Here is a 12,866-nt window from a genome sequence, read left to right on the forward strand (position 1 = left end):
AACTAGCAAGACTGGCATCAAAGTATTCTTTGCTGATCCATACAGTCCTTGGCAAAGAGGTACTAATGAAAACATGAATAGGTATATCAGACAATTTATACCTAAAGGTACTAACTTTAACAATATATCTCATCAATACATTAGAAAGTTACAGATAGACTTGAATAATAGACCTAAGAAATGTTTAAATTACTTGACACCTAATGAAGTACATTTTGGTATCTCTATAAACATTGAGAATACAATCTAGCAAATGATTTTGCAATAATAGAGAACTAACTCTAGAATAATCATTTAATATATTTAGATTTGATAAATTATTACTACTTGGCTTTTTTGGTTTTTCTAATATTTGAGGATAACTTTTTAATTCTTCTAAAGAATTTATATACCTGTTGCTATTTAGTAATATTTCAAAATCTATATTTCTATCAAATTTAGTACCAATGTTTTCTATAAAAAAACCAACTGTGTAAATGGTCTTTAAATCATCATTTATAAATTTTTTCCATTCTTTTATATTACTATTTATTCTAGTTTCGTAATTTTCTAATCTCTCTTTATATTTTTTTAAATCAGAAATATATTCACCATTAGGTTTACTCATAGACATATTAAAGCGTATATCACCAAGGGCTTGCATATATTTATTTTCTGGGGAGTTTAGTTCACTATTGCAATCATTAATATCATTTTCAACATCGCTAAGTTGACTTGTATAGTTTTCTCTTATTCTATCTAGATTTATATCTACTTTTTGTATTTTAGCAATAACCTTATAGTCAACAGGATTCTTTTTTATTTCATTTAATTCTATTTCTTTTGTTTTAATTCAAACTTAGCTTCTTTCCAAACTTGATAAGATGATATTGTTAGGAAAAATATAAATATATATAAAAAATGATGAACTATAAACTCTGCGACAGCATTACTAGGATCATACTTAGAATAATAAAAAGCAATAAATCCACAAATAGCTGTAATACCTGAAAATATAGTAAATAACTTTTTAGATAACTCTTTCAAGTATTTGACAATCACCTATAAATCTCCCTTTGCACCTGCAAATAACTTTCTTTTAACTGTTCCATGTCACCAAAATCATTGGCAAGCTCTGAAACTGTCTCAAGCCCACTTAACTCAACTAATGACGGTAGTCTTTTTTGCTGCTCAGCTACTATCTTAAGTTCTGGGGTTATTAGTTTTGATTTAGTATCTGCTTCAGAATATGAATGATTAATAATAAGATTTTTCTATAAGAAAGAAGAATTACAATGAACAAGATTGAGTTTGAGAATATCTAGACTTAATAGCTTCAATAGCTTCAGCATAAGTAGCATCCATCTCTTCTCTAGAGCCTACACCACCACCAATTTCAAATAATTTACCATCACTTACACCATAGATAGCTGCATGAATAGTGAATTTTAAACCTTTTGCCCAAGCATTCTTAACAACTGTAGTTTTACAAAGATTTAAAGCTTGGTGAATTGCGTTTAACTCACACATCATATCTACTTTTTTCTTCATATATTCTTCTTCATTACCTTTATAGCAAGCTAGAGCTTCTTCAATAAATTCTTTATTCTGCTCTTTAACTTCATGGATAGATGTTAACCAGTTATCAATCAAACCATAGCTCTTATCTTTTACAACAGTCTCAACACCACCACAAGCATAGTGACCACATACTATGATTTTTTTGACTTTTAAAACTTCTACCGCGTACTGCAACACCGACAAACAATTTAAATCCGTAAGTGAAACAACATTTGCAACATTACGATGTACAAAAACATCACCAGAAACCAAACCACAAACTTGGTTAGCAGGTACACGACTATCAGAACAACCTATCCAAAAATATTCTGGAGATTGGCCTTTTGATAAAGTTTCAAAAAACTCTGGATTGGTTTTTTTGATTTGCTCAGCCCAAGCTCTGTTGCCTTTTATTAATTCAGAAATATTGCTCATTATTAGTCCCCTTATTTATAAGTGAATTTCTTTTCATGTATTAATATACTATATTAGTACTATAAAATAAACAAGTTTTTATAAACGCTATAGCAACGTTACTTCACCATGCAAAGAAGTATCAAAAGCTCTCTTAATCTCTTGTAGAGAAATATTAGACTGACCTAGTAAATAAAAAAGCTTAGCAAATGCCGCTTCATCAGTCATATCATGACCTGAAATCACACCAACATCAATCAGCCCTCTTGCAACTTTGTATGTAGCCATTTTGACACTACCATACAAGCACTGCGTACAGTTAACTATAACAACACCCTTATCACTAGCCTTCTTGAGAGTCGCATAAATTTCTGGATCATTCATCATATTACCAGAACCATAAGTCTTGAGAATTAATCCCTGTAATGGTTGCTCAACAATAGCTGATAGCATATCACTATTCATACCAGGATAAACTTGTAATATTGCAACTTTAGGAATTGTAAATGTATCTAAATTTGGTATATTAAATGACTTTTGTCTTTGCCATAATCTTTTCTGCTTGACTACGATATCTATACCAACTTTTGCTAAACTAGGATAATTTGGAGATCCAAAAGCATCAAAATCTGTCGCTGATATTTTCGTAGTTCTATTTCCACGCATTAGCTTTTGATTAAAATAGACACAAACTTCTTTGATATCATCATTACATGCAAAAATTAGACTATTAAGGATATTTGATATAGCATCTGACCTGATTTTAGAGATTGGTATTTGCGAGCCTGTAACAATAACTGGCTTATCAATTTCACCTAACATAAAAGACAATACTGATGCCGTATAAGCAAGAGTGTCTGTACCATGCAAAATCACAAAACCGTCATAACTAGCATAATTACTCAATATATCTTGTGCTAGCAAAATCCATCTTTTTGGATCGATGTTTGATGAATCAATAAGATCACTATACTCTTTAATCTCGAACTCTGGCATATCATAATGATAAAAATCTCTAATCCCAGCTATAGTTTTTGTTAGATAGCCCGGTTCAACATCATAGCCTTGCTCAGTACTAATCATCCCTATAGTACCACCAGTATATAAAACCAGAATTTTTTTATTAGAGTAATTATTCATATCTATTTTCCTGTCAATTCAGCGATTGCTTTATTTGCCAACTCATCAGCCTTTTCATTACCTTGATTACCACTATGACCCTTTACCCAGCTCCAAGTCACATTGTGCTTGATTGTCAAACTATCTAACTCTTGCCAAAGATCTTTATTTTTGACTTCTTTTTTAGCTGCTGTCTTCCAACCATTAGCCTTCCAATTTGCTAACCATTGATTAATGCCATTTTGAAGATACTTAGAGTCTGTATAGATTGTTATATCGCATTTTCTTTTTAGTGCTTGTAAGGTTTTAATGGCTGCCATTAGCTCCATTCGATTATTTGTTGTATCTTTTTGGGCACCATAAATCTCTTTATCAACACCGTTATAACTCAAGATAGCTCCCCAACCGCCTATACCTGGATTACCTTTACATGCTCCATCTGTATAAGCAATTACATTATTTTTCTTTGTGAAAATTCCCATATACTTCCTTAGCACAACCACCACTGTATATTTTAGCCACTTCTGACTTTGTAGGTTCTTTAATTAGCTCTCCGACACTAAGCGGATCAACAGAGAAGTAATTATCCTTTTTAAAAACCACTACAAAATATTTACTAAAAATTCTTTTGAACATATTTACTATAAAGTTACCAGTATAGTTTATTAATCTAACTCGCTTGCTAATAAAACCATTTGAGATAAATCTTGATAATAGACTATATAGGCTAATATTGCCTGAACAAGCGACAATAACCTCACCATCATCTGCTAGACAGAAGTGAAGCTGATTGAATATTGCTTTCATTAAAGCAGGACAATTTATAAAACTCTCATCCAATATTATAAGATCAAAAAACTTATGCTCAAAGGGCCAAGCCTCTACATCAAATACACACCCTAGCGGAGGCTCATTTTTTAAATAGCCTGAACAAGCAACGAGCTTTAGAACATTTATCTTATAAAAATAGTTTTGCTCCTTAGGTGTGATAATAAGAGCCTTCTTATACCATCTTTGACTTAAGTATCTGGTGATAATACGCTCTTTATTTGTCATCACGAACCTACTAAGCTTCTCATTCTATCAAAATAGTCAGGACATGTTTTGCTAACCGCCCCTGCATTATTTATCATAACACCATTATATCTTAATCCTAACAATGCTAACGACATAGCGATACGATGATCATTATGACTATCAACTTCAGCTGGTTTAAATTTGCTTCTTGTCGGAGATATTAAGATACTATCTTGAGTTGTCTCAACATAGATACCAAGTTTTGTAAGTCCTTCCGCAATAGCATCAACACGATCTGACTCCTGCCCTCTAGTATGACTAAGTCCGGAAATATGAGTATCAGAATTTGCAAAGCATGCAATCGCAGCAAGTGTCATAAAGGTATCAGAAAAATTACGCATATTAACTTCTATACCACTTAAACTATCTGTACCTACAACTTCTATACTATCATCAAAGTAATTAACCTGACATCCTATTTTCTCTAGCACTTCTAAAAATTTAATATCGCCTTGCTTAGATTTTTGCGTTACATTCATAACCTTAATAGCTGAGCCAGTAATAGCAGCAAACGCCCAAAAATACGATGCAGTCGAAACATCGGGCTCAACAACATATTTATCTGGAGATACGTAACTAGAGTTATTTACACTATAAATACTTCCATCAATATTTACATTTATACCAAACTCAGCCATTACTTTAGCTGTCATCTCTAAATATGGTTGCTTATGATCTGTGACAGAGTTTAGTCGCAAGCCATTAGTCATAAATGGAGCTGCCATAAGCAAACCTGATGCAAACTGAGAACTCTTAGCACCATCTACTTCGATATTACCACCATTTAATGACTTCGCTTCAATTGTAAGAGGTATAGCATGCTCTTTTTGATGATAGAATGCTGACATACCTAGCTTTTCAAGTGGTATTAACTGATCTGCTAAAGGTCTATCCATCATTCTTTGCTTTGCGTATACATAGTAGTGACCTGTAGCTTGTACAGCTAACATAGGGATTATAAATCTTGTCAAAGTACCTGACTCATTACAAAATATTTTTGCATTTGAGTTTACAAATTTTCCACTGCATCCTTGTATAATCAAAGTTTTAGATTCTTGATTATGCTCTAGTTGACAGCCGAGCTCTTTTAATGCTCCAACACATACTAGTACATCAGCACTATTGGGTAAATTTGTAAATATTGTTTGACCTTGTGCCATAGCGGCAATTATCAAAGATCTGTTAGATATACTCTTTGAACCATCTAAATAAACTGAGGATTTTATTTTTGATTTTACCTTAGGTATAAAATCTTTCATTAATCAAATAAATAAAAACAATATTGATGATTATATTAACATAAGTGCTACTATTTTTTTGAATAATTAATAGTCAAAAAAACTAAAAACTAAGACCTATTTTTAATAGCTTTTTTAAGCTTAGTGAGTGCTTCTTCTTCGATTTGACGCACTCTTTCAGCAGAAATATTATACTTAGCAGCTAGATCTTGAAGAGTTGCTTTTGTATCAAGCAAATAGCGCGACATAATAATATCTTTAGTACGTATATCAAAACCACTTATCACATCTTTTACTATTGCTTTGAAATTATCATAATAATCTTGTTGAACTATTTGATGTTCTATATCTGAAGATTTATCTTCTAAATACAAACTTTGTTGATTAGACTGCCCACCCTCATCATCAGTATATGGTAAATCAAGACTTGCATCTCCTTGACACATTCTCTTTTCCATCTCGATAACTGTTTCTTCTTTGACACCCAGCTCTTCTGCTAATTGCTTGATATCTTCTGAGCTTAACCAACCAATCTTATCTTTACTACTTCTAAGATTAAAAAATAACTTACGCTGAGCTTTTGTAGTAGCTACTTTAACAATCTTCCAATTTTTAAGGACATAATCATGCATTTCTGCTTTGATCCAATGCACTGCAAATGATACCAATCTAACACCTTGATCTGGATCAAACTTACTCACAGCCTTCATTAGACCAATATTACCCTCTTGGATAAGATCTGCTATCGATAAGCCATAACCTGAGAAATTACGCGCAATTTTGGTAACAAAACGAAGATGCGATAAAACAAGTTGCTGAGTTGCATCTAAATCTTTTTGATATTTATAGCGTCTAGCAAGTTCCTGCTCTTCTTCGACAGAAAGTATAGGTAGTGAATTTACAAAGTTAAGATAAGAACTAAGGTTATTATCAGATACAACTGGTAATGATTTGCCTTTTGCAACTGGTAATGATTTGCCTTTTGCAACTGGTAATAATTTTTTTGTGGTCATATAGCTCCAATAAGACAAGAATATACTATCGGTAGTAATATGCCTGCTTCAACTGATTAATTTGGGCTTGTTGTTGCTCTATAATTTTAGCAAATTCTTGCTGTTGTTGAGTCATCATCGCATATAATTGGGCAATTTTTTGATCTTGAATAACCATATATTCCTCTAATCTTTTAACTGCATTTTTCTTCTGCATTATTTTAGCAACCTTTTGTTGAGCTTGTTTTAACTGCTCTAAACTAATCCATCCAGTATCTCCATTGTCTTTATTAACAACTTCACACCAGTTATTTTGCTTACAGTAAAAAATATTATAGTTATCTTGATTATTTAAACCAATTTGTCCTTTAACTTCAGAAGACTGATCGTCTTTAGCATATATATCTACAAGCTTTTCTGACTGCTGTGAAACTTCCGCAGTTTTTGGAGTTTCTGCAGGTTCACTCTTTGACATTGCAAGGCCTGATGATAGTCCTAAAGATATAGCTAATAAAGCTAAAACTATTTTTTTCATTTATTAATCCTTTTTTAAATTTATCTCTTAAATTATACACTATTTAGCTATATAACTAACATTAATAAATATTAAAGTATTGGCATATCTTCTTTTGATACTTGCTTAGGAAGTAGAGATTCTCTATTTAACCCTAACGCCACAGCCACAACACCCGCAACATATATAGATGAGTATGTACCAACTACAATACCGAATATTAAAGCTAATGAGAAGTTATGCACTGAGCTACCACCAAATAGATAAAGCACAACTACAACCAACATAGTTAACCCTGAAGTTAAAATTGTTCTAGACAAGGTATCATTAACACTTTTATTAACTACTTCAACTACATTAGCATTACGCATTTTTCTAAAGTTTTCACGTACTCTATCATATATCACAACAGTATCATTTAGTGAGTAACCGATCACTGCTAATATTGCTGCTAACACAGTCAAATCAAACTCTAATTGAAATGCTGCAAATATACCTAGAATTACAATAGGGTCATGTATCAACGCAACACATGCACTAATACCAAATTTCATCTCAAATCTAGCACTGATATATATCAAAATACATACCATTGCAATTATGATAGCCAAAACACCATTACTAGCTAACTCTTTACCTACTTGTGGACCTATATAATTGACACTCAAAACTTTAGCATCAAGAGAGTTCTCAACCTGTTGTTTAAGATACTGCTGGGCACTATCTAAACTACTAGTTTTTGAATTAACCTCATCTGGTGTAAATTTAATAAGATAGTTATTATTTTCGCCAAAAGTTGTAACTGTAGTATGTTCAAAACCAACTTTTTCTAACTTTTCAGATATTGTTGCTGAGTTTTGTACACTAGTTGCTTGAATTTGTACCTGATAACCACCTGTAAAATCTAAACCTAGATTTAGTCCTTTTGTGAATATGAAAAATAATGACACAACAATCATTAAAACAGAGAAAGCTGTTGTATATTTTTTTATTCCTAAGAAGTCTATATTTGTTTTTTGTTTAAAAAATTCCATTATAAATCCAACCTAAAATTATATACCTATAGAAATTTTTTCTAATTTCTTTCTCTTACCATACACAAAGTTTGTCATTGCTCTAGAGACAGTTACTGATGTAAACATAGATGTTACAATACCAATCATTAGAGTTATAGCAAAACCTTTGACTGCACCACTACCTATGAAGAATAAAATAACAGCGACAATCAAAGTTGTAATATTTGAATCTACAATAGTTGTAAATGCTTTTTCGTAGCCAATATGAATCGCGCTTTGGCGTGGCATACCAACTCTAATTTCTTCTCTGATTCTCTCAAATATAAGCACGTTACCATCTATTGACATACCCAAGTTTAGTACAATACCCGCAATACCTGGTAATGTAAGTGTAGCACCTGGTATAATTGACATCACAGCAACAATCAATACTAAGTTCATCACAAGAGCTATATTAGCTATAACACCAAAGACTCTATAATAAACTAAGATAAAGACTATAACTGCAATCAAAGCTACCACAATAGATAACATACCTTTTTCGATATTATCTTTACCTAAGCTTGGACCAATCTGCGTTTCTTGTACTATATGTACTGGCACTTGTAGCGCTCCTGATTTAATCATCAACGCAAGATTATTTGCTTCTTTTTGATTTAGCCCTGTAATCTGGAACTGTGAGCCAAGAGCAGACTGAATTGTAGCAACGTTGATTAACTTTTCAGTCTTATTTACTACATTTCTCTCTTTACCATCTTTATCTTTAACTTTTTCATACGTTGTATTAACAAGCATTACACCCATTGGGTTACCAATATTCTTGCCCGTTATTTGTCTAAAGTTGCTTGCTGCACTTCTATCGAGCTCAACCATAACAATCGGAGTACCCGTCTGATGATCAACAGAAGGACTTGCGCCAATAATATCAGCTCCTCCAGCTACAGGCGCTCCTCTTAAACTATAGTAACTTTGATAGCCTCTACCATTATCTAAAGCATAAACCTTATAACCTTGCTCTTCTGCAGCTAACCTATCCGTAACAGGACTAACCAAATAAAAACTAGCTGTGGATGTACCACCTAGAATTTGCTTGGCTTGAGTTGCATCTTGCATACCCGGTATTTCAATTACTACACGATTATCACCAGCCTGAGCCACAGATGCTTCTGCAACACCTAAAGCATTAATACGATTACGCATAACTGTTACAACTTGTGATATAGCATCTTGTCTAAGTTGTAAAATTTTTGCACTATTATAAGATATAAATATCGTATTATCTTTTACACTGTAGATTATGTTAGGGTCTTGAGTTTTTCTAAATTCATTATTCAAATATTGTTTTAGCTGCTCAACGCCTGCTGAATTTGCTAGAGTAACAGAAGCAAAACCATTATCTATATAGTCTTGCGGAACTTTTACTATTGATTTCTCTTCAGCTTTTGTAGAGCTGACAATATTTATATTATTATCTTTCGCAGCACTAAGAATTGTACTTAAAGTATTATCTAACTGAGCATTAATCGCAGTATTTGTATCAGCTTCTAACATCAAATACATACCACCACGTAAATCTAATCCTAAATTCATAGGGTTAGCGCCTAGCGCAGATAACCAACTTGGAGAATTCGAAAGCATATTCATCGCTATAATATACTGATCTCCTAGACTTTCTTTGAGAGCTTTTTTAGCTTTTAGCTGCTCTTCTACATCTTTGAAGATAATTGCAACATTACTTTTATCATCCGATAGCTCAGCTCTTTGATATACAATTTTGTCAGTATTAAGAGTATCTTCGATACTTTTGATAAGTTGTGTACTTACATTACCATCTTTCTGAGAAATCTGTAAAGCTGGGCTTTTACCAAACACATTTGGTAAGGCATAGAAAAGTGCTAGAGCTAATACAATCACTATCAAAAGATTCTTCCATAAAGGAAATTGGTTTATAGGTAGGCTTCTGTTATTACTCATTGAAAATTCCTTTACTAAAAAGAAAAAATTAAAAGACTTTATAGAAATTTAGCTTATTAAGCTTTTGTAGCACCTTTAGGTAAAATATTAGCTACTGCGTTTCTTTGAATTTTAACAACAACATTTTCTGCAATTTCTAAGTCTACAAAAGACTCATCAATTTTAGCGATTTTTCCTATCATACCACCATTTGTGACAACTTCATCACCTTTTGAAAGCTCAGATAACATTTTGCGTAGTTCTTTATTTTTTTTCTGTTGCGGTCTGATTAACAAGAACCAGAATATTGCAAAAAATACCACAAGCATTAAGATTGAGCTTATTGGACTACCAGCTGCTTGCTCAGCACCTTCTGCAAATGAAGTTGATGCAAATAATACAATTGCAGATAATGATAATAGTAACTTTCTCATTTTTTCTCCCGAAAATTTTTAATTTTTAAACGTAGGAATTTTACATTAGTAGTAGTACTTAATCAATTAAAGACTAATAATAAGATTAGAATAAGTGTTTTATTAGAAAGTTGGACATTCTAATTTGTGGCTTTTATTCAATATTATAATTACTAATTTTTTTAAGCGCTGTTGCTAATGAAGCTTTCGCCCAATTAAGTGGAGTAATAGGAGATGGTAAATAATACCTTTGCTCATCAAAAATAATAACATTTATACTCTCGGGTAACAGTTCTGCATTAACTGGCTGACCATCTGCTGTTATATAATCACCAGCTGTCATTTGAGCTAAAGCTCTTTTGAGATGCCAAGCAACTTTATTAAAATACTTATCTTTGTTAAATTCTTGTGAATATTTATCATATAAATTCATCATAGCTAAAGCTAACATGCTATCAAAAAACCATTGCGCTTCATAATCTTCAAATCTACCTTTAGCTCTTTTTGCAAATTCTTCTACACTTGAGGCATCATCTGTTAAGCTTTCTTTTGCTGTACCATCATCTTCAAACCAAAAATTACCAGATTGATAACTATCGCCTTTGTAACGTATCACTCCATAATCACGGATAAGATCTTCTACTAAAGCTAAACCTTTTTGATACACAACAAACTCTAGACCATCGCTAAAATATGGTGTGAAAATATGCAACATCGCGGCATCACTCTCACGGTAACAAATATCATCAGATCTATAAAGTGGCGACTCTCCGCCACCAGCTATCTGAGTTTTAACTTTATTTATACCTAAATTACTTAATTGTTGTAAATCTATCGATAGTTTAAGGTTTTTATTATCTAAAGTACTTTTCCATTGCTTAGCAGCATTCGCCACCAAAGAAATACTACTTGTATTTACACGATCAATTTCCTCCCAAGCACCTGCATCAGCATACTCATAATATTTTATTGATGCTAAGAAACCAAAAAACCGCTCTAAAAACAGCAATAATTCCGAATCATTCACACTGAATATCTGTTTTTGATAAGCATCATTTAAAGCTAATAAAAAAAGTCCATGCGCATCCATCTGTTTATGGTTCAATACTTGTGGCTCACCATTTACCATCACATCATCATAACAATCACTAGAGCTATCAAAACGAATATGAGGAACAGCCATTTTATCTGCTGCTAGCTTTGAATTTACGACAATCTCTTCAAAACGCTTTTGTTGCGCAGGCGAATTATAATATTCATAAAGCTTATTAATCAGAGTTTTAGCATCATTTTCTTTAAACTCACTAAAGTAATAATACACCCAAATTGCATCACGCACTCATACAGCATCGTAGTTTGTAGCATCATCATTAGCATCTCTTTCTGCTGCTTTAGGAAAGCCTGTTTTAGTTAGACCTATATCAAAAGCATTATCGTACTTATCTAGTATGATTTTTGCTTGAGCTGATGTAAGTTTATTCTTCAAGATAAACTCTAGATTCTCATTCATATAGTTAATACTACCACCCTCTGGTATCTGTATATTTTTGTATACATGTTTAGAGCTTTGAATAAATTTTTTTATCTGATCTATGTTAGACATAACAACCCCACTATTTGACAACTTTTAAATTATGCACGATCACTACCAAAGTAACCAATACCAAAAGCATAAGGCCCTACTAACATTGCAGGCTCACGCCCTAATATGTTACCAAGCATACCCAATAATGATGTCCCTAACGGAATACCTATTGCACCGACAGTTACTAAGAATGATGTTACTCCACTTGATACATGCGGAAGCTTATCCATTGCATAACCAAGAACGGATGCATATATACATGAGTCACTAAGTCCCAATATAGCCATCAAAATTACAACAAACATAAATGATTTTGTATATATGAAAATAAATATAGCTATAGCAAATATTAATCCTGAAACTACAAGATAGCGCTCAATCCTAACTTTAGGCAATAAAAACTTACCAAAAAAGATTCTAGCCAAAAGTTGAGAGCCTGTATAAGTAGCAACTAATAACCCTACATCTTTCATATTAAAACCCAAATCAAAATGTAGATGTGGTTGGTTATAGTAGTTCATTATCTGCTCTGTATAAACTATACAAAATAATGCAATAGCCATTAGAAAATAGGCTTAGACAAAAATATAAATTTAGGCTGTATTGAATTTCCTGCTTTAGTAATTACACCCTGTTCAATTTTCTCATTAATTCTAAGAGATAATAAAAATAAAAGCTAGATTGTATTCTGAAAGTTTTAAATAGTTGAAAGAGAGTCCCAAATATAGTTTATTAGGTTTTGACGAAACTAAAATAAACGATAAGGAACTAAAAAATGCCAAAGCACTTAACTCTTTCAAATAGATATTGTATAGAAGAATTACTTAAATTAGGATACCAAACATCTCAAATAGCCAATAAAATTGGCTATAGTGAAAGAGCTATAAAAAAGGAACTTAATCGCACTAGTATAAATAGTGACTATAATGCTGAGATAGCACAGAAGCTATATCAAAGCCGCAGAACTTCAAATAATCATAAGCTATCCTGTAAAGTTAAAAAGCTA

Annotated in this window: 16 protein-coding genes; 2 read left to right on the top strand and 14 right to left on the bottom strand. The window is 32.3% G+C overall.

Annotation, left to right across the window (positions count from 1 at the left end):
• Positions 1-250: IS30 family transposase (locus tag F8C69_RS05210; protein ID WP_159183763.1), on the top strand; the 250-nt coding region annotated here is incomplete at its 5' end.
• 563 nt (positions 251-813) lie between these two features.
• Here the strand turns inward: F8C69_RS05210 and F8C69_RS10595 are convergent.
• The 14 genes from F8C69_RS10595 to F8C69_RS05275 all read right to left on the bottom strand — a co-directional run bounded on the left by F8C69_RS10595 (position 814) and on the right by F8C69_RS05275 (position 12,381).
• The gene (locus F8C69_RS10595) at positions 814-1,041 is read right to left on the bottom strand and encodes a hypothetical protein (RefSeq protein ID WP_234384123.1); all 228 of its coding nucleotides are present in this window, start codon (positions 1,039-1,041) and stop codon (positions 814-816) included.
• A 228-nt stretch (positions 1,042-1,269) separates the two neighbouring features.
• Positions 1,270-1,974 carry a carbonic anhydrase gene (locus F8C69_RS05220; protein ID WP_159184449.1) on the bottom strand — a complete coding sequence of 235 codons (705 nt, stop codon included), beginning with the start codon at positions 1,972-1,974 and terminating at the stop codon, positions 1,270-1,272.
• Positions 1,975-2,061: 87 nt separating this feature from the next.
• Positions 2,062-3,093: an asparaginase gene (ansA, locus tag F8C69_RS05225; RefSeq protein ID WP_159184450.1), complete on the bottom strand. Its 1,032-nt coding sequence runs from the start codon at positions 3,091-3,093 to the stop codon at positions 2,062-2,064.
• A 2-nt stretch (positions 3,094-3,095) separates the two neighbouring features.
• Positions 3,096-3,554 (bottom strand): ribonuclease HI, encoded by a 459-nt coding sequence (gene rnhA / locus F8C69_RS05230; RefSeq protein WP_192189649.1) that lies wholly within the window; start codon positions 3,552-3,554, stop codon positions 3,096-3,098.
• Entirely contained in the window at positions 3,529-4,128 is a 600-nt protein-coding gene (locus F8C69_RS05235) for a class I SAM-dependent methyltransferase (protein WP_159184452.1), read from the bottom strand. Before F8C69_RS05235 ends, rnhA begins: the two co-directional genes overlap by 26 nt.
• Complete coding sequence (gene aroA / locus F8C69_RS05240) at positions 4,128-5,408, bottom strand: 3-phosphoshikimate 1-carboxyvinyltransferase (RefSeq protein ID WP_159184453.1); 1,281 nt, start codon at positions 5,406-5,408, stop codon at positions 4,128-4,130. Before aroA ends, F8C69_RS05235 begins: the two co-directional genes overlap by 1 nt.
• 89 nt (positions 5,409-5,497) lie before the next feature.
• The gene (rpoH, locus tag F8C69_RS05245) at positions 5,498-6,400 is read right to left on the bottom strand and encodes an RNA polymerase sigma factor RpoH (protein WP_159184454.1); all 903 of its coding nucleotides are present in this window, start codon (positions 6,398-6,400) and stop codon (positions 5,498-5,500) included.
• A gap of 25 nt (positions 6,401-6,425) precedes the next feature.
• Positions 6,426-6,914 carry a hypothetical protein gene (locus tag F8C69_RS05250; protein WP_159184455.1) on the bottom strand — a complete coding sequence of 163 codons (489 nt, stop codon included), beginning with the start codon at positions 6,912-6,914 and terminating at the stop codon, positions 6,426-6,428.
• Positions 6,915-6,985: 71 nt separating this feature from the next.
• Positions 6,986-7,927 (bottom strand): protein translocase subunit SecF, encoded by a 942-nt coding sequence (gene secF, locus F8C69_RS05255; RefSeq protein WP_159184456.1) that lies wholly within the window; start codon positions 7,925-7,927, stop codon positions 6,986-6,988.
• Positions 7,928-7,945: 18 nt separating this feature from the next.
• Complete coding sequence (gene secD, locus F8C69_RS05260; RefSeq protein WP_159184457.1) at positions 7,946-9,883, bottom strand: protein translocase subunit SecD; 1,938 nt, start codon at positions 9,881-9,883, stop codon at positions 7,946-7,948.
• Positions 9,884-9,939: 56 nt separating this feature from the next.
• Positions 9,940-10,296, bottom strand: a complete 357-nt coding sequence (gene yajC / locus F8C69_RS05265; protein ID WP_004287533.1) for a preprotein translocase subunit YajC — start codon at positions 10,294-10,296, stop codon at positions 9,940-9,942.
• Between the two features lie 133 nt (positions 10,297-10,429).
• Complete coding sequence (locus tag F8C69_RS05270; RefSeq protein WP_234384122.1) at positions 10,430-11,614, bottom strand: hypothetical protein; 1,185 nt, start codon at positions 11,612-11,614, stop codon at positions 10,430-10,432.
• Complete coding sequence (locus tag F8C69_RS10600; protein ID WP_234384121.1) at positions 11,615-11,878, bottom strand: hypothetical protein; 264 nt, start codon at positions 11,876-11,878, stop codon at positions 11,615-11,617.
• Between the two features lie 29 nt (positions 11,879-11,907).
• Positions 11,908-12,381: a hypothetical protein gene (locus F8C69_RS05275; RefSeq protein WP_234384120.1), complete on the bottom strand. Its 474-nt coding sequence runs from the start codon at positions 12,379-12,381 to the stop codon at positions 11,908-11,910.
• A 254-nt stretch (positions 12,382-12,635) separates the two neighbouring features.
• Here F8C69_RS05275 and F8C69_RS05280 point away from each other — a divergent pair.
• Positions 12,636-12,866: helix-turn-helix domain-containing protein (locus tag F8C69_RS05280; RefSeq protein WP_159183974.1), on the top strand; the 231-nt coding region annotated here is incomplete at its 3' end.

It is taken from the genome of Francisella noatunensis subsp. noatunensis (assembly GCF_009823375.1).
In the GTDB taxonomy this organism is placed as follows: domain Bacteria; phylum Pseudomonadota; class Gammaproteobacteria; order Francisellales; family Francisellaceae; genus Francisella; species Francisella noatunensis.